This is a genomic window from Shinella sp. HY16, from assembly GCF_028534175.1.
GTDB lineage: Bacteria > Pseudomonadota > Alphaproteobacteria > Rhizobiales > Rhizobiaceae > Shinella.
The window spans coordinates 668,329-685,901 of the sequence record NZ_JAHYXL010000002.1 but is presented as its reverse complement, the minus strand read 5'-3'; the positions used below and the strand labels follow the sequence as shown (position 1 = coordinate 685,901).

Genomic DNA, 17,573 nt, shown 5'->3' with positions numbered 1-17,573 from the left:
CCGTGATGGAGGACGCAGCGATGAAACTGTATCTGCTCTCGCTCGGCGCCGGCCTGCTCGTCGGCGTGATCTACAGCCTTCTCAATGTGCGCTCCCCAGCGCCGCCGGTGGTCGCACTGGTCAGTCTCCTCGGCATGCTTGCCGGAGAGCAGCTCGTGCCGCTCGCCAGATCGCTCTGGAGCCGGGAGATGGCAGGCCAATCCTGGCTGCACCATCACGTCAAACCGCACGTCTTCGGTGAACTGCCGAAGGGAGGCGAACCGCCAGACAGGAAACAGACATGATGCCGACACGCCGCAATTTTCTGGGTGCAACGGCCGCCGCCCTTGCTTTGGGCAGTGGCGTTTCCGCGCGTGCCCAACAGGAGCCCGAAGCGATGACCGCTGACCTCATCCTCCGCAATGGCCGTTTTACGACCCTCGACCGCAGCAAGCCGAAGGCGAGCGCCGTGGCGATTGCCGCCGGCACCTTCCTTGCCGTCGGCGAGGAGCAGGAGGTGATGGCGTTTGCCGGGCCTGCCACGCGGGTTATCGACCTCAAGGGCCGAAGCGCACTGCCCGGCCTTTGCGACAACCATACCCACGTCGTGCGCGGTGGCCTCAACTTCAACATGGAACTGCGCTGGGACGGCGTGCGCTCGCTGGCCGACGCCATGGATATGCTGAAGCGGCAGGTGGCAAACACGCCGCCACCACAATGGGTGCGCGTCGTCGGCGGTTTCACCGAACACCAGTTCGCCGAAAGGCGGCTGCCGACGCTCGATGAGATCAATGCCGTGGCACCCGACACCCCGGTCTTCCTGCTTCATCTCTATGACCGGGCGCTGCTCAACGGCGCCGCGCTCCGGGCCGTCGGCTACACCCGGGACACGCCGAACCCGCCCGGCGGCGAGATCAGCCGCGATGAGAAGGGCAATCCGACAGGCCTGCTTCTGGCAAAACCCAATGCCGGCATCCTCTATTCGACGCTCGCCAAGGGACCGAAGCTCCCCCTCGACTACCAGGTCAATTCTACCCGGCATTTCATGCGCGAACTGAACCGGCTCGGCGTCACCTCCGTCATCGATGCCGGCGGCGGCTTCCAGAACTATCCGGATGACTATGCCGTCATCCAGAAGCTCTCCGACGAGAACCAAATGACCGTGCGGCTGGCCTACAACCTCTTCACCCAGAAGCCGAAGGAGGAGAAGGAAGATTTCCTCAACTGGACGAAATCCGTCAAATACAAGCAGGGCAACGACTACTTCCGGCACAACGGCGCAGGCGAGATGCTCGTCTTCTCCGCCGCTGACTTCGAGGACTTCCGCGAGCCCCGGCCGGACATGCCGCCGGAAATGGAAGGAGACCTCGAGGCGGTCGTGCGGATCCTTGCAGAAAATCGCTGGCCCTGGCGCTTGCACGCCACCTACGATGAAACGATTTCCCGCGCTCTCGACGTGTTCGAGACGGTGAACCGCGACATCCCCCTCGCCGGTCTCAACTGGTTCTTCGACCATGCCGAGACAATTTCGGAACGCTCGATCGATCGTGTCGCCGCGCTCGGCGGCGGTATCGCCGTACAGCATCGCATGGCCTTCCAGGGCGAATATTTCGTCGAGCGCTATGGGCATGCGGCCGCGGAAGCGACGCCACCAATCGCCCGCATGCTGGAAAAGGGCGTCAAGGTCTCCGCCGGCACGGACGCGACCCGCGTCGCCTCCTACAATCCCTGGATCTCGCTCGCCTGGATGATCACCGGAAAGACGGTGGGCGGCACCGCGCTCTATCCACGCCGCAACTGCCTTGATCGCGAAACGGCGCTTCGGATGTGGACGGAAAATGTCACCTGGTTCTCCAACGAGGAGGGCAGGAAGGGTCGCATCGAAGTGGGCCAGTTCGCCGATCTCGTCATCCCCGACAAGGACTTCTTCACCTGCGCAGAAGACGAAATCTCCTTCCTGACCTCCGACTTGACGATGGTCGGTGGAAGGGTTGTCTATGGCGCAGGCGACTTCGACAACCTCGACGAAAACTCTGTGCCGCCGCCCATGCCCGACTGGTCCCCGGTCAGGACCTTCGGCGGCTACGCGGCCTGGGCGGAGCCGGAAGGCGCGGGCAGACGATCATTGCGCCGGGCGGCGATCTCGGCATGCGGCTGCGCCAGCGCCTGCGGCGTGCACGGCCACGACCATGCCGCCGCCTGGACATCGAAACTGCCGGTCGGCGATCTCAAGGGATTCTTCGGCGCGCTCGGCTGCGCCTGCTGGGCGGTATGAGGAGAATGCGTCCGGCGCACCCATGGGGCAATTGATATTCGAATAGTGGAAAACAGAGAGATAGGCATCATGTCCGCAACCATGGAACAGCGCGCCGCCAGGGTCTGCGCGCGCTTCGTCATCAACCATCCGGTGCGCTGGATCGCGCTGCTGGGCCTGTGCGCCGCCTACATCCAGGGCAGCGTGATGAAACTCTTCGACTTCAACGGCGCGATCGCCGAGATGGAGCATTTCGGCCTTACCCCCGCTGCCCCCATCGCCGCGACCATCATCCTCGTCGAGCTTGCATGCTCGGCCATGGTGCTCTCCGGCTTCTGGCGCTGGATCGGCGCGCTGGCGCTTGCCGGCTTCACGCTGATGGCGACCTTCATTGCGTTGCGCTTCTGGGAAATGCCATCCGGCATGCCACGCATGATGGCCACCAACTCCTTCTTCGAGCATCTCGGACTTGCGGGTGCGTTCATGCTGGTCGCCTGGTATGATCTGCACCGCTGGAAGAACGGCGCGAAAGAGGACTGGAGCTGATGGCCGAAGCCCCCAACACCCCTCGCGCGGGCGCGTTCGCCCCGCTACGCGAGAAGGTCTTCGCCGTGCTGTGGGTGGCGACGATCATCGGCAATATCGGTACCTTCGTGCGCGATGTTGCCAGCTCCTGGCTGGTGACGGACCTATCGGCGGCACCGGCGGCGGTGGCGCTCATCCAGGCCGCATCCACCTTTCCGATCTTCCTGCTGGCTATTCCTGCGGGCGTGCTCTCCGACATCCTCGACCGCCGAAAATTCCTGATCGCCATCCAGCTCATCCTCGCCTCGGCGAGCCTCTGCCTGCTGGCCCTGTCAGCGACGGGCCTGCAGACGGTCACCTCGCTCGTCGCCTTCACCTTCGTCGGTGGCATCGGCGCGGCGCTGATGGCTCCCACCTGGCAGGCGATCGTTCCGGAACTGGTGACAAAGGGGGACGTCAAGGGCGCCATCGCTCTCAACTCGTTGGGCATCAACATTTCGCGGGCGATCGGTCCAGCGCTTGGCGGTGTCCTGCTCGCCTCCTTCGGGGCTGCCGTCACCTATGGCGTCGATGTCATCAGCTACGTGTTCGTCGTTTCCGCCCTCCTGTGGTGGCGGCGAAAAACGGAAGGCGAGGACGCGCTTTCCGAACGGTTCTTCGGTGCCTTCCGCGCCGGCCTGCGCTATGCCCGATCGAGCCGGGACCTGCATGTCGTCCTGGTGCGCGCAGCGGTCTTCTTCGCCTTCTCCAGCGCAGTCTGGGCGCTGTTGCCGCTGGTGGCGCGCAATCTTCTCGGCGGCACGGCGGGATTTTACGGCGTGCTGCTCGGCGCGGTCGGGGCCGGCGCAATCGGCGGCGCCTTCCTGATGCCGCTGCTGCGCACCCGGCTCGATGTGGACGGGCTGATGCTGCTGGCGGCCCTCGCTGCAGCACTGGTGATGGCGGCGCTCTCCCTTGCCCCACCGCAATGGGTGGCCATCCTGTTGCTGCTTCTCCTCGGTGCCGGCTGGATCACCGCGCTCACCACGCTCAACGGCACGGCCCAGTCCGTGCTGCCCAACTGGGTGCGCGGCCGCTCGCTCGCCATCTATCTCACCGTGTTCAACGGGGCGATGACAGCGGGGAGCCTCGCCTGGGGCACGATCGCCGAAGCGCTCGGCATCGCCACGACGCTCCTCGTCGCGGCTGCCGGCCTCGTCATAACCGGCCTTGTCTTCCACCGGCTGCACCTGCCCAGGGGCGAGGCGGATCTGGTGCCTTCCAACCATTGGCCCGAACCCTTGACCGCCGAACCCGTCGACCATGACCGTGGCCCCGTGCTGATCACCGTGGAGTACCGCATCGACGACGCCGACCGCACGGCATTCCTTCAGGCCCTCCATCGCTTCTCTACTGAACGACGGCGTGACGGCGCCTATGGCTGGGGCGTGACCGAGGATGCAGCCGATCCGAACATCGTCCTCGAATGGTTCTTCGTCGAATCCTGGGCCGAGCACCTGCGCCAGCATCGCCGCGTTTCCAAGGCGGATGCCGATCTCCAGGAGGATGTGCGCCGGTTCCATCGTGGCGGAGAACCACCCCGCGTCCGACACCTGCTGGCCGCCGGAAAGCACTGAACGCCATCGCAGGCCAATGCATTCCCGCCGGTAAGCCAGCCTCTTCACAGGGCTCCCGGCAGACGCCGGAGCCACCACCGTTGCCGCCCAAGCCATAACCAAGCAAGGAGCATACTGATGAGCACCATCACGACGAAAGACGGGACCCGGATTTTCTACAAGGATTGGGGCAAGGGCCAGCCGATCCTGTTTTCCCACGGCTGGCCGCTTTCGGCAGACGCCTGGGATGCGCAGATGCTGTTCTTTGGCCGGAACGGTTTTCGTGTCATCGCCCATGACCGGCGCGGCCATGGGCGGTCTGACCAGCCCTGGAACGGCAATAACATGGATCAATATGCCGACGACCTTGCGGAGCTGATCGAAAAGCTCGACCTGAAAGACCTCGTCATGATCGGCCACTCCACCGGTGGCGGCGAGGTCGTCCACTATATCGGCCGCCACGGCACTGCCCGCGTAGCGAAGGTCGTGCTGGTCGGCGCCGTGCCACCCCTGATGCTGAAGACCGATGCCAATCCCGAGGGCACGCCGCTGGAGGTTTTCGACGGCATTCGCGCGGGAACAGCGAACAACCGTTCGCAATTCTTCAAGGACCTGACCATGCCCTTCTATGGCTTCAACCGTGACGGCGCGAAGGCCAGCGAGGGCCGGCGTCAATCCTTCTGGCTGCAGGGCATGATGGGCTCTATCAAGGGTCACTACGACTGCATCCACGAGTTCTCCGAGATCGACTACACCGAAGACCTGAAGAAGATAGATCGCCCAACATTGATCGTGCACGGCGATGACGACCAGATCGTGCCGGTTGCCGCCTCCGCGGAAAAATCTGCAAAGATCGTCAAAGATGCGAAACTGCTCGTCTACAAGGGCGGTTCGCACGGCCTTGCCGAAATCGACGCCGAAAAATTCAACGCCGACGCGCTCGCCTTTATCAACGGCTGAGCGTTTGGAACACCAGCGCCGGGCAAGGCCCGGCGCTCCTCCTCAAACACCCCAGACGATCGCCTCTTCATGCCGCTTGATGAGGTGCTTCAGCGTATCGAACCCAGCCTGCACATGGCGGGCGAAGTGATCGACCGCCGGCATGCGTGGCGCATCGCCGCGCTTCAGAAGGCCAAGTGCACGCTCGGGATGCGGCACGTTGATGGGCAACGCCGTGATCGATTTCTCATTCCGCTGGGCAAAGACCACGCCGTGCGGCAGCACGGTAAGTGCATCGGTGCCCTTCAGGTAGTTGACGACGCTGAACAACGAGCCGCCGGTATAGCGGATGCGCAGCTCCGTCGCGCCGAAGGAGAGCAGCATGCTGCGCAGGTCTGCCAGCAGCGGGCTGCCCGGCGGCGGGGCGACCCAGGGGTAATCCAGCAGATGCGACGGCTGCGGCCGGCGCTTGAGGAGCAGCGGATGCGTGACGCGGCAGGCGACGACGTTGCGGCCGGGCAGGATCTGCTGGAATTCGAGGCCCGAGCCTTCGTCGAGGATATCGATGGGGCAGATGGCAAGGTCGATCTGGTCGGCCTTGAGGGCTGCGCGCAGGTCCGGGAAATAGCCGTAGATCTGGTCGATGCGCACATCCGGATGCTGGGTCTGGAAGGTCGCGATCATGTTTGAGATCAGCGCATCCATGAAGAAGGGCGTGCCGCCGATGCGCACCGTGCCGCCCTTGCCGACGCGAAAACTCTCGATCGTATCGGAAGCCTTGCGCGAGGCGGCGAGCATGACCTGGCCGTGATCGGCGAGCGCCCGGCCGAGCGGTGTCGGCTGAAGGGGGCGGCGGCCCTTGAGGAACAAGGGTTCACCGAGGCGCTTTTCCAGCATGGAGAGCGTGCGCGAGACGGCGGGCTGGGCAAGGCCGAGCAGCGCCGCGCCCTCGGTGACGCCGCCCGTCCTGACGACGGCGGCAAGCTGGATCAGGTGGCGCTCGTCTATCTTCATAACGATCCGTTATATTCCTGCCGAACAAAATCATCAATGCCCATGCCGCGCCTTGCTACAGTCTCCTCAAGGTTGGAGGAAACAGCATGGCCGTCCCTGTCGATACCCTCGCCTCCTCGGAGGTGTTTTCCCGGCGGCTTACAGCCGTTGGAGAGGGGCCGTTGCGGCAGGCGCTGATCGGCACGGTGACGCATCTCCACGCCCTCATCCGCGAATTGAAGCCGACGCCCGCCGAGTGGCGCAGCCTGATCGCCTTCCTCACCGATGTCGGCCACGCCTCGGATGACCGGCGGCAGGAATGGGTGCTTTTGTCGGACCTGCTCGGCGCGACGGCGCTGGTCGAGGAGGTGAACGCCCATCGCCCGAAACAGGCGACACCGGGCACGCTGCGCGGTCCGTTCTTCCGTGCCGATGCGCCGGCCCGGGCGCTGGGCAGCGATATCTCGCTCGACGGCGTCGGCGAGCGCCTCGCCGTCTTCGGTCGTGTGGTCGATCTCGACGGCGAACCCGTCGCGGGGGCGGAGATCATCACGTGGCAGGCCAACGCCGCCGGGCTCTACGAGAACCAGCAGCCCGATCTCCAGCCGGAGTTCAACTTGCGCGGCCTTTTCCGCACGGATGGCGAGGGGCGCTTCCATTATCTCACCGTCCGGCCCGCCGGCTATGGCGTGCCCGACGACGGGCCGGTCGGCGCGCTGCTGCTGAAGGCCGGCCTGCCGCTGCGCCGCCCGGCGCATCTGCAATTCCTGATCAAGGCATCGGGTTTCGAAACGCTTGTCACCCACCTCTACGACGGCAGCGATCCACATCTCGCCGAAGACCCGCTCTTCGCCGTCAAGCCGGAACTCGTCTGCCGTTTCGAGCGGATGGGGGAAAAACCCTGCTGGCGGCTCGATTTCACCTTCGTGCTGGCGCGCGCAAAACAGGGAGCAAGGGCATGAGCCGCGATTTCGTCTATTCCACCAGCCCGGCCCATATCGTCTTCGGCGCCGGCAAGGCCGCAACGGTCGGCGACTGGATCGACCGCATCGGCGCCCGCCGCGCCCTCGTGCTGGCAACGCCGCACCAGAAGGCGGATGCGGAGAGGCTGGCGGAAACGCTGGGCGCCCGTGCGGCCGGGGTTTTCGCCGGGGCGGTCATGCACACGCCCGTCGATGTGACGGAACAGGCGATGGATGTGGTGCGCCGGACCGCGGCGGACGCGGTCGTCTCGCTCGGCGGCGGCTCGACGACGGGGCTCGGCAAGGCGATCGCTTATCGCACCGACCTGCCGCAGATCGTCATCCCCACCACCTATGCCGGTTCGGAGGTGACGCCGATCCTCGGCCAGACCGAGGGCGGGCGCAAGACGACGGTGCGCAGCGTCAGCATCCTGCCGGAGGTGGTGATCTACGATCCCCAGCTCACCCTCGGCCTGCCGGTCGGCATGAGCGTGACGAGCGGCCTCAACGCCATGGCCCATGCGGTGGAAGCGCTTTACGCCGAGGATCGCAACCCCGTTTCCTCGCTGATGGCTGTCGAGGGCCTGCGTGCCTTCCGCAAAAGCCTGCCCGGCATCATCGAAAAACCCGGCGACGGCGAGGCGCGGGCGGAGGCGCTTTACGGCGCCTGGCTCTGCGGCACGGTGCTCGGTACGGTCGGCATGGCGCTGCACCACAAGATCTGCCACACGCTCGGCGGCACCTTCGATACGCCCCATGCCGAGACCCATGCGATCATGCTGCCGCACACCGCGGCCTTCAACGCCGTCGCCGTGCCCGATCTGCTCGCCCCCGTGGCGGAGATTTTTGGCGGTTCGGTCGGCGGCGGGCTCTGGGATTTCGCCAGGGCGGCGGGAGCGCCGCTGGCGTTGAGGGATCTCGGCCTTTCGGAAGGCGATCTCGACCTTGCCGCCGATATCGCCACGCAAAACCCCTATCGCAATCCGCGCGCAATCGACCGGCCGTCGATCCGCGCGTTGCTGCAGGCGGCCTGGGAGGGCCGGCGGCCGGACTGACAACACCCTTCGGGAGGAAGGGAACGGGAGGAGGAACCCATCATGTTTACGAGACGCGATTTCCTGAAGACGACGGCCGCCGGCGGCGCCGCGGCCCTGACATCCGGCCTCTCCATGCCGGCGCTGGCGCAGAATGCGGCCATCAAGCTCGGCTATGTGAGCCCGCAGACCGGCCCGCTCGCCGCCTTCGGCGAAGCCGACAGTTTTGTCATTGACGCCTTCCTTTCGGTCGCCAAGGCCAAGGGGCTGAACTACGAGATTGTTGTCAAGGACAGCCAGTCGAACCCCAACCGGGCGGCGGAGGTGGCAAAACAGCTCATCGTCGACGACGAGGTGAACCTGGTGCTCGTCGCCTCGACGCCGGAGACGACCAATCCGGTTGCGACGACCTGCGAGGCGGAGGGCATGCCCTGCATCTCCACCGTCGCGCCCTGGCAGCCCTGGTTCATCGGCCAGCAGGGCAATCCCGGCGATCCCGCCTCGTGGAAACCCTTCGACTACGCCTACCACTTCTTCTGGGGGCTGGAGGACGTCATCGCCGTCTTCACCAACATGTGGGCGCAGGTCGAGACCAACCGCAAGGTCGGCGGCCTCTTCCCAAATGATGGTGACGGCAATGCCTGGGGCGACAAGGTGGTCGGCTTCCCGCCCGTGCTCGAAAAGATGGGCTATTCGCTGAACGATCCCGGCCGCTACCAGAACATGACCGACGATTTTTCCGCGCAGATCAATGCCTTCAAGGCGGGCCAGTGCGAGATCATCACCGGCGTCGTCATCCCGCCCGATTTCACCACCTTCTGGAACCAGGCCAAGCAGCAGGGTTTCGTGCCGAAAGTGGCCTCGATCGGCAAGGCGCTGCTCTTCCCGCAGGCGGTGGAGGCGCTGGGCACGGCCGGGCACAATCTGTCCTCGGAAGTCTGGTGGTCGCCGAGCCATCCGTTCACATCCTCGCTGACGGGCGAAAGCTCGGCCGAGGTCGCGGCCGCCTTCACCAAGGCGACCGGCCGGCCCTGGACGCAGCCGATCGGCTTTGCCCATGCCCTCTTCGAACTCGCGGTCGATGCGCTCTCCCGCGCCGAGGACCCGACGGACGGCGACGCGGTCGCCGCGGCCATCGCCGCGACGAAGCTCGATACGCTGGTGGGCAATGTCGCCTGGGGCGGCGCGGGCCTGCCGCCCTTTGCGGCGAAGAACGTGGCGAAGACGCCGCTCGTCGGCGGCCAGTGGCGGCTGAAGGAGGGCGGTGGCTACGACCTCGTCATCACCGACAACAAGACCGCGCCGGCCATTCCCGTCGGCGGCACGATGGAAGCGATCGCCTGAGCGTGAGGAAGGCCTGCGGGTGAGAAAATCCGCAGGCTTGGAGGATACCCATGACATTGCTTGAACTCGACAAGGTCTCGAAGAAATTCGGCGCGCTGACCGTCGCTGACAGCATCAGCTTTTCCGTGGCGGAGGGCGAGGCGCTCGGCATCATCGGCCCGAACGGCGCCGGCAAGTCGACGCTGTTCAACCTGATCAACGGCACGATCGCCGCCGACAGCGGCACGATCCGTTTTTCCGGCGCCGACGTCACCCGCACGCCGCCGATGGCGCGCTGTCTTTCGGGCATGGGGCGCACCTTCCAGATCCCCCAGCCCTTCGAAAAGCTGACCGTGTTCGAAAACCTGCTCGTCGCCGGCAGTTTCGGCGCCAGGCGCAGCGAGGCGGAGGCCTATGACCATTGTGCCGAGATTCTCAGCGAAACCGGCCTTCTCGACAAGGCCAATGTGCCGGCCGGCGGCCTGACGCTGCTCCAGCGCAAACGCCTGGAACTCGCCCGCGCGCTCGCCACCGAGCCGCGCCTCCTGCTGCTCGACGAGATCGCCGGCGGGCTGACGGAGGGCGAATGCCTGTCGCTCGTCGCCACCATCCGCGCCATCCATGCCAAGGGCGTCGCCGTCATCTGGATCGAGCATGTTCTGCATGCGCTGACATCTGTCGTCGAGCGGCTGCTGGTGCTGAATTTCGGCCGGGTGATCGGCATCGGCGCGCCGGACGAGATCATGGCCTCACGCGAGGTCAAGGAAATCTATCTGGGGATCGAGATATGACCGCGCTCCTCGAAACCAGGGGGCTCACCGCCTTCTACGGCGATTTCCAGGCGCTGTTCGGCGTCGATATCCGCGTCGAGGCCGGCGAGACCATCGCCATTATCGGCGCCAACGGCGCCGGCAAGACGACGCTGATGCGCGCCATCTCCGGAGTGCTGAAGAGCGCCGCCGAGACCATCCATTGCCGCGGCGAGGCCATCGGCGCGCTCGCGGCGCCCGACATCCTCTCGCGCGGCGTCGCCATGGTGCCGGAAGGACGGCGTCTCTTTCCCTCGCTGACCGTCGAGGAGAACCTGCTCATCGGCGCCTATGGCAAGCGCCGCGGCGTCTGGACGCTCGACAGCGTCTACACGCTCTTCCCGATCCTGAAGGAGCGCCGCAACAACCCGGCGACGGCGCTCTCCGGCGGCCAGCAGCAGATGGTGGCGATCGGCCGGGCGTTGATGGCCAATCCGGATGTGCTGCTCTGCGACGAGATCAGCCTTGGCCTTGCCCCCGTCGTGGTGCGCGACATCTACGCCGCCTTCCCGCGCATCCGCGCCTCGGGCGCCTCCATCGTCATCGTCGAGCAGGATATCGGCCAGGCGCTGAAGGTGGCGAGCCGCGTCTATTGCATGATGGAGGGGCGCACCACCCTGTCCGGCCGGCCGGACGATCTGAGCCGCGACGCCATCCACGCCGCCTATTTCGGAGCCCAGCGCCATGAGCCTCATTGATACCATCGTCCAGGGCGTTTTGCTCGGCGGGCTCTATGCGCTGTTCGCGGCGGGCCTCAGCCTCGTCTTCGGCATCATGCGGCTGGTCAACCTCGCCCATGGCGACCTCATCGTGCTCGCCGCCTTCCTGCTGCTCGTGCTGGTCTCCACCCTCGGCCTCAACCCCTTCCTCGCCGCGCTCTTCGTGGCGCCGCTTATGTTCGCGCTCGGTTATGTCTTGCAGGAGGTGTTGTTCAACCGCACGCTCGGCAAGGACGTGCTGCCGCCGCTGCTCGTCACCTTCGGCCTGTCGATCGTCATCCAGAACGGCCTGCTGGAAGGCTTTTCAGCCGACAGCCGCCGCATCTCCGCGGGATCGCTGGAGACGGCCTCGATGGCGGCAGGCCCCGTCACCATCGGCCTGATGCCGCTCTTGGCCCTGCTCTCGGCCGTCGCCGTCATCGTTGGCCTCAACCTCCTCATCTACCGCACCGCGCTCGGCCGCGCCTTCCGCGCCACGTCGGACGACGCGGTAACGGCTGGCCTTATGGGCATCCGCCCGCGCAAAATCTTCGCCATGGCGACGGGGCTGGCCATGGTCGTGGTGACGATTGCCGCGCTCTATCTCGGCACACGCGCCAATTTCGACCCGACCGCCGGCCCGGCCCGGCTGATCTACGCCTTCGAGGCGGTCATCATCGGCGGCCTCGGCTCGCTGTGGGGCACGCTGGCCGGCGGCATCATCCTCGGGGTCGCGCAGACGCTCGGCGCGGCCATCAATCCCGAATGGCAGATCCTCTCCGGCCATCTCGCCTTCCTCGCCGTTCTTCTCGTCAAGCCGCGCGGCCTCTTCCCGCGCGCCGTCGATTGAGGTGTTTTCATGAGCATCGCCCTCCCCTCCCTCAAGGTCGAAACCCGCAACAAGGCCTCGTCGGTCTCGCTGCTTCTCGCCGCCGCCGTGCTGGCGCTCGGCCTTGCCGCGCCCTTCCTCGTCTCGCGCGGCGCGGTGCAGGACCTGTTCTTCATTCTCACCATGCTGGTGCTGGCGCAGAGCTGGAACCTGCTCGCCGGCTATGCCGGGCTGATCTCCGTCGGCCAGCAGGTTTTCGTCGGCTTCGGCGCCTATGCCATGTTCGGCACAGTCATCCTTCTCGGCGTCGATCCGCTGCTGGCGATCCTGATCGCCGGGCTGTTGTCGGTCCTCCTCGCCATTCCCACCGCCTTCTTCACCTTCCGCCTCTACGGCCCCTATTTCGCCATCGGCACCTGGGTCGTGGCGGAGGTCGTGCGCCTCAGCTTCGCCCAGTGGAAGGCGCTCGGCGGCGGCACCGGCACCTCGCTGCCGCGCGAGGCGGTGCGCGACATGGCCGGCGTCTCCCTCTTGCGCGACTTCTTCGGCATGAAACCTGCGCAGGCAAGCGACGCCATCACCTATTGGCTGGCGCTGATCCTTGCCGCCGCCACCATCGGTTTCATCTACCGTCTCCTGCGCAGCAAGCAGGGCCTCGGCCTTGCCGCCGTGCGCGACAACGAGCAGGCCGCCCGCGCCGTCGGCGTCGATGCGCGGCGCATGAAGGCGCTGGTCTATCTCGCCACCGCCTTCCTCACCGGCCTTGCCGGCGCGCTGATCTATGTGCAGAAGGCCCGCATCTCGCCCGACGCCGCCTTCTCCGTCACCGACTGGACGGCCTATGTCATCTTCATCGTCGTCATCGGCGGCATCGGCACCATCGAAGGGCCGATCCTCGGTGTCATCCTGTTCTTTCTGTTGCAGAACCTCATGGCCGATTACGGCTCCTGGTATCTCCTGATGCTCGGCCTTGCCGGCATCCTCGTCATGCTCTTCGCGCCGCGCGGTCTCTGGGGCGCCTTCTCCGACCGCACCGGCATCCAGCTTTTCCCGGTCCGCCGCAAACTCGTCGGCGGCCCCGCCATCCATCAGGGAGGAACCTCACATGGCTGACATCACCACGGACGTACTGATCATCGGCACCGGCCCCGCCGGCTCGGCCACCGCGGCGCTGCTTTCCAGCTACGGCGTCGAGAACATGGTGATCAACCGCTACCGCTGGCTCGCCAACACGCCGCGCGCCCACATCACCAACCAGCGCACCATGGAAGTGCTGCGCGATCTCGGCCGCGACGTGGAGGACGAGGCCTACATGTTCGCCGCCGGGCAGGAGCTGATGGGCGAGAACGTCTTCTGCACCGCGCTTGCGGGAGAAGAAATCGGCCGCATGAAGAGCTGGGGCATGCACCCCACCTCGCGCGCCGAGCACCAGCTCTCCTCGCCGACGCTGATGAACGACCTGCCGCAGACCTTCATGGAGCCGCTGCTCTTCCGCACCGCCTGTTCGCGCGGCACGCAGGCGCGTCTTTCCACCGAATATGTCAGCCATGAGCAGGACGGCGAGGGCGTCACCACCACCTGTCTCGACCGGCTGACCGGCAAGACGTTCACGGTGCGTTCGAAATATCTCGTCGGTGCGGATGGTGGCAATTCCAAGGTGGCGGAACATGCGGGCCTTGCCTTCGAAGGCCGCATGGGCGTCGCCGGCTCGATGAACATCCTCTTCGAGGCCGACCTGTCGCGTTATGTCGCCCATCGTCCCTCGGTGCTCTACTGGGTCCTCCAGCCGGGCGCCGATGTCGGCGGCATCGGCATGGGGCTGGTGCGCATGGTGCGCCCCTGGCACGAATGGCTGATCGTCTGGGGCTACGACATCAACCAGCCTGCCCCCGCCGTGGACGAGGCCCATGCGAAGAAGGTGGTGCGCGATCTCGTCGGCGTCGCCGATCTCGACGTGACGATCAAGTCGGTCTCGACCTGGACCGTCAACAACATGTACGCCACCACGCTTTCGAACGGCCGCGTCTTCTGCATGGGCGACGCCATCCACCGCCATCCGCCCTCCAACGGCCTCGGCTCCAACACCTCCATTCAGGACGCCTTCAACCTCGCCTGGAAGCTCGCCCATGTGCTGAAGGGCCAGGCCGGCGCAAAACTGCTCGACAGCTACCAGGCCGAGCGCGCGCCGGTGGCAAAACAGATCGTCACCCGCGCCAACAAGTCGATCGAGGAATTCGGCCCGATCTTCAAGGCGCTCGGCCTGCTGGATTCCGTCGATCCCGTGAAGATGCAGGAGAACATGGACGCCCGCTGCAACGACACGCCCGCCGCCGAGGCGCAGCGGGCCGCTATCCGCAAGGCGATCGCCGCGAAGGTCTACGAGTTCGACGCCCATGGCGTGGAGATGAACCAGCGTTACCGCTCCGACGCCGTCGTCAATGACGGCCAGCCGGAACCCGCCTTCGTGAAGGACCCGGAGCTGCATTTCCAGCAGACCACCTGGCCCGGCGCGCGCCTGCCCCATGCCTGGCTGTTTTCCGAGGACGGAAAAAAGGTCTCGACGCTCGACCTTGCCGGCCATGGCCGCTTCACCGTCCTGACCGGCCCCGGCGGGCAGGGCTGGATCGAGGCTGCAAGGACAGTCGGCCGGGCGCTCGGCATCGAGATCGCCGCCCATGCCATCGGCCCGCGCCAGCAATGGCAGGATTTTTCCGGCGACTGGGCCAATCTCAGCGAGGTGCGCGACGGCGGCGTGGTGCTGGTGCGCCCCGACCACCATGTCTGCTGGCGGCATGCTGAAAATTCCGCTGATCCGGCCGGCGACCTCAGCCGGGTGCTGACCGCCATTCTTGGAAAGTGAGACGCGTGATGGACGAGCATGAAAAGGGTTTCTTCACGGAGGAAAACTCCGTCGAGGTCGTCGCCGGCCGCAACCGCAACGCCAGGGACGCGCGGCTGAAGGCGATCATGGAGGTGGTGACGCGCAAGCTGCACGAGGCCGTCAAGGAGATCGAGCCGACGCAGGAGGAGTGGATGGAGGCGATCCTCTTCCTCACCCGCACCGGCCAGATGTGCAACGAATGGCGGCAGGAATTCATCCTGCTCTCCGATACGCTCGGCGTGTCCATGCTGGTCGACGCCATCAACAACCGCAAACCCTCCGGCGCTTCGGAAAGCACGGTGCTCGGGCCATTCCATGTGCAGGATGCGCCGGAACTGCCGATGGGCGCCAATATCTGCCTCGACCAGAAGGGCGAGGACATGGTCATTTCGGGCCGCATCCTCGACACGGCCGGCCGGCCGATCGCGGGCGCGGTGCTGGATGTCTGGCAGGCCAACGACGAGGGGTTCTACGACGTCCAGCAGCTCGGCATCCAGCCGGAATTCAACCTGCGCGGCGTTTTCCGAACGGGTGAGGACGGGCGCTACTGGTTCCGCGCCGTCAAGCCGAAATTCTACCCGATTCCGCATGACGGCCCGGTCGGCAGGATGCTCCAGCATCTCGGCCGCCACCCCAACCGTCCGGCACACCTGCACTACATCCTCAAGGCCGAGGGTTTCGAAACGCTGATCACCCACATCTTCGACCCGGACGACCCCTATATCAATTCGGATGCCGTCTTCGGGGTGAAGCAGAGCCTGCTCGCGGAATTTCGGCGCGTGGACGACCCGCCGCGGGCGAAGGCCTATGAATTCGCCGGACCGTTCTGGGAGGTGGAGTACGATTTCGTGCTGGCGCGGAAGGGTGAGGCCCGTGAAGCGCCCTGAAGCATCGTTCCCCGTTGACGTGACAATTGCAACACGCGGGGGCGATCCTGATCGCCCCCGCGCACCCTGCAAACGGAGCCATCGATCAAGGCCGTGATGGCATAAGCCTCCCCTATTGCAGCGCCGACATATAGGCAGGCACGTGCTGCTCGAAATATTTCGAGAAGGCGGCAATGCGTGGCGGCAGCGTCTGATACGGGGGATAGTACAGGGTCAGCCACAGCTCGGGCGGCGACCAGCGCGGCAACACGTGCACCAGCCGACCGGCCTTCAGATGCGCTGCGACGTGAAAGCGCGGCAGCAGCGTGACGCCAGCGCCCTCCGCCGCCATGTCGGCCAAGACGTCGCCATTGTTCGCGCTGAAGCTTCGGCCGGCGGAAATCTCGATGTTCGCGCTGCCGTCCGAGAGCACCCATGCTTCCCGACGGCTTTCGCCGCTATAGGCGAGGCACTCGTCGGGCGTCAGTTCGCCGGGATGGTCCATGGCGGCGAACCGGCTGTCGGGCGCTGCCACGAGCACGCGGGGGATGACGCAGACCTTTCGCCAGATCGTGAACTTGTCGGAAGGCGCCGAGGAGATTCGGATGGCAAGATCGAAATCCTGGTCGAGGATGTTGACGAAGCCATCGGCCAGGGAGATCTCGAAATTGATCTTCGGATAGAGCTTTCGAAACCCGGAGAGGATCGGCGGCAGAACGGCCTTACCGAACCATGTCGGTGCGCTGATGCGAAGCCGTCCCTGGTCCGTCTTATGGGCATCCATGATGTCCTTGCGCGCCGTTTCGAGCGCCTGGAACGCCGGCTGGATCTGCGCGGCGAAGATCGCGCCGTCCGTCGTCAGGGACACCTGGCGCGTCGTCCGCACGAAGAGCTGAAGACCGAGCTCCTCTTCCAGCGCGGCGATGGTGCGCGTGATGGCGGCAGGCGCCATGTTGAGTTCCCGCGCCACCTGGGCGAAATTTCGCTTCTCGGCAGCCAGCAAGAAGATGCGCAGGGCCTTGTAGTCATTCATCTCTATTATTTCTATAATCGCAATTCATTGCGAATTATTATTGCAATTTTCCAACACAATCAATGCCGCTACCTTGTCTCTATCGAAACACACCGACGCAAAACGGAAAGGGCAAGGGCGAGGAACCCTTCCCCCCAAACCAGAGAGGAGACAGACATGTCCAGGAAACTCGAAGTCCTGACCCCGGAAAACAGCCAGATCATCTTCATCGACCAGCAGCCGCAGATGGCTTTCGGCGTTCAGTCGATCGACCGCCAGGCGCTGAAAAACAACGTCGTGGGGCTTGCCAAGGCGGCCAAGACCTTCGGCATTCCGGCAACCATCACGACCGTCGAGACGGACTCCTTCTCCGGCCATACCTATCCGGAGCTGCTCGCCGTTTTCCCCGAAAACGATATCCTCGAGCGAACCTCGATGAATTCCTGGGACGACCAGAACGTCCGTGACGCGCTCGCTCGGAACGCTGCGGCCGGCCGCAAGAAGATCATCGTTTCCGGCCTGTGGACGGAAGTGTGCAACACCACCTTCGCCCTCTCCTGCCTGCATGACACCGACTACGAAATCTACATGGTCGCCGATGCATCCGGCGGCACATCGATGGATGCCCACAAATATGCCATGGATCGCATGGTCCAGGCCGGTGTCGTCCCGGTCACCTGGCAGCAGGTGCTCCTGGAATGGCAGCGCGACTGGGCCCACAAGAAGACTTATGACGCTGTCACCGCCATCGTGAAGGAACATTCCGGTGCCTATGGCATGGGTATCGACTATGCCGTCACCATGGTTCACAAGGGCGAGGAACGTACTCACCACGGCAAGCGCATTGGTCCCAATCCGGCCCGCTGAGCGTCAA

17 protein-coding genes are annotated in these 17,573 nt (G+C 65.2%); 15 read left to right on the top strand and 2 right to left on the bottom strand.

Annotation, left to right across the window (positions count from 1 at the left end; translation table 11 throughout):
- The first annotated feature begins 20 nt into the window (after positions 1-20).
- The 5 genes from K0P03_RS23655 (at position 21) to K0P03_RS23635 (ending at position 5,313) form a co-directional block, all read left to right on the top strand.
- Positions 21-284 carry a XapX domain-containing protein gene (locus K0P03_RS23655; protein ID WP_272790771.1) on the top strand — a complete coding sequence of 88 codons (264 nt, stop codon included), beginning with the start codon at positions 21-23 and terminating at the stop codon, positions 282-284.
- Positions 284-2,254 (top strand): amidohydrolase, encoded by a 1,971-nt coding sequence (locus tag K0P03_RS23650; RefSeq protein ID WP_272791098.1) that lies wholly within the window; start codon positions 284-286, stop codon positions 2,252-2,254. Before K0P03_RS23655 ends, K0P03_RS23650 begins: the two co-directional genes overlap by 1 nt.
- A gap of 69 nt (positions 2,255-2,323) precedes the next feature.
- Positions 2,324-2,779, top strand: a complete 456-nt coding sequence (locus K0P03_RS23645) for a DoxX family protein (RefSeq protein WP_023515326.1) — start codon at positions 2,324-2,326, stop codon at positions 2,777-2,779.
- Positions 2,779-4,374 (top strand): MFS transporter, encoded by a 1,596-nt coding sequence (locus K0P03_RS23640; protein WP_272790770.1) that lies wholly within the window; start codon positions 2,779-2,781, stop codon positions 4,372-4,374. Before K0P03_RS23645 ends, K0P03_RS23640 begins: the two co-directional genes overlap by 1 nt.
- A gap of 117 nt (positions 4,375-4,491) precedes the next feature.
- Positions 4,492-5,313, top strand: coding sequence for an alpha/beta fold hydrolase (locus K0P03_RS23635; protein ID WP_024269890.1), 822 nt, complete (start codon positions 4,492-4,494; stop codon positions 5,311-5,313).
- A 42-nt stretch (positions 5,314-5,355) separates the two neighbouring features.
- Here K0P03_RS23635 and K0P03_RS23630 read toward each other — a convergent pair whose 3' ends face one another.
- Positions 5,356-6,306 (bottom strand): LysR family transcriptional regulator, encoded by a 951-nt coding sequence (locus K0P03_RS23630; RefSeq protein WP_023517211.1) that lies wholly within the window; start codon positions 6,304-6,306, stop codon positions 5,356-5,358.
- Between the two features lie 86 nt (positions 6,307-6,392).
- Here K0P03_RS23630 and K0P03_RS23625 point away from each other — a divergent pair, with 86 nt between their 5' ends.
- Genes K0P03_RS23625 through K0P03_RS23585 form a run of 9 tightly spaced genes read left to right on the top strand, consistent with a single transcriptional unit; the run spans position 6,393 to position 15,708 of the window.
- Positions 6,393-7,247 (top strand): dioxygenase family protein, encoded by an 855-nt coding sequence (locus K0P03_RS23625; RefSeq protein WP_023517212.1) that lies wholly within the window; start codon positions 6,393-6,395, stop codon positions 7,245-7,247.
- Positions 7,244-8,302: a maleylacetate reductase gene (locus K0P03_RS23620; protein ID WP_272790769.1), complete on the top strand. Its 1,059-nt coding sequence runs from the start codon at positions 7,244-7,246 to the stop codon at positions 8,300-8,302. Before K0P03_RS23625 ends, K0P03_RS23620 begins: the two co-directional genes overlap by 4 nt.
- A 42-nt stretch (positions 8,303-8,344) precedes the next feature.
- A complete protein-coding gene (locus tag K0P03_RS23615) occupies positions 8,345-9,625 on the top strand; it encodes an ABC transporter substrate-binding protein (protein WP_272790768.1) in 1,281 nt (426 codons plus the stop codon).
- Positions 9,626-9,675: 50 nt separating this feature from the next.
- Positions 9,676-10,395, top strand: a complete 720-nt coding sequence (locus K0P03_RS23610; protein WP_023516973.1) for an ABC transporter ATP-binding protein — start codon at positions 9,676-9,678, stop codon at positions 10,393-10,395.
- Entirely contained in the window at positions 10,392-11,111 is a 720-nt protein-coding gene (locus tag K0P03_RS23605; protein ID WP_272790767.1) for an ABC transporter ATP-binding protein, read from the top strand. The genes K0P03_RS23610 and K0P03_RS23605 overlap by 4 nt, the downstream gene beginning before the upstream one ends.
- On the top strand, positions 11,098-11,961 hold the full coding sequence (locus tag K0P03_RS23600) for a branched-chain amino acid ABC transporter permease (RefSeq protein ID WP_023516975.1): 864 nt from the start codon (positions 11,098-11,100) through the stop codon (positions 11,959-11,961). Before K0P03_RS23605 ends, K0P03_RS23600 begins: the two co-directional genes overlap by 14 nt.
- 9 nt (positions 11,962-11,970) lie before the next feature.
- The gene (locus K0P03_RS23595; RefSeq protein WP_023516976.1) at positions 11,971-13,053 is read left to right on the top strand and encodes a branched-chain amino acid ABC transporter permease; all 1,083 of its coding nucleotides are present in this window, start codon (positions 11,971-11,973) and stop codon (positions 13,051-13,053) included.
- Entirely contained in the window at positions 13,046-14,800 is a 1,755-nt protein-coding gene (locus tag K0P03_RS23590) for an FAD-dependent oxidoreductase (RefSeq protein ID WP_130517545.1), read from the top strand. Before K0P03_RS23595 ends, K0P03_RS23590 begins: the two co-directional genes overlap by 8 nt.
- 8 nt (positions 14,801-14,808) lie before the next feature.
- The gene (locus tag K0P03_RS23585) at positions 14,809-15,708 is read left to right on the top strand and encodes an intradiol ring-cleavage dioxygenase (RefSeq protein WP_023516978.1); all 900 of its coding nucleotides are present in this window, start codon (positions 14,809-14,811) and stop codon (positions 15,706-15,708) included.
- Between the two features lie 112 nt (positions 15,709-15,820).
- On the opposite strand, the gene K0P03_RS23580 is transcribed toward K0P03_RS23585, so the two are convergent.
- The gene (locus K0P03_RS23580) at positions 15,821-16,720 is read right to left on the bottom strand and encodes a LysR family transcriptional regulator (protein WP_023516979.1); all 900 of its coding nucleotides are present in this window, start codon (positions 16,718-16,720) and stop codon (positions 15,821-15,823) included.
- Between the two features lie 156 nt (positions 16,721-16,876).
- Here K0P03_RS23580 and K0P03_RS23575 point away from each other — a divergent pair, with 156 nt between their 5' ends.
- Complete coding sequence (locus K0P03_RS23575) at positions 16,877-17,566, top strand: hydrolase (protein ID WP_023516099.1); 690 nt, start codon at positions 16,877-16,879, stop codon at positions 17,564-17,566.
- Positions 17,567-17,573 lie beyond the last annotated feature (7 nt).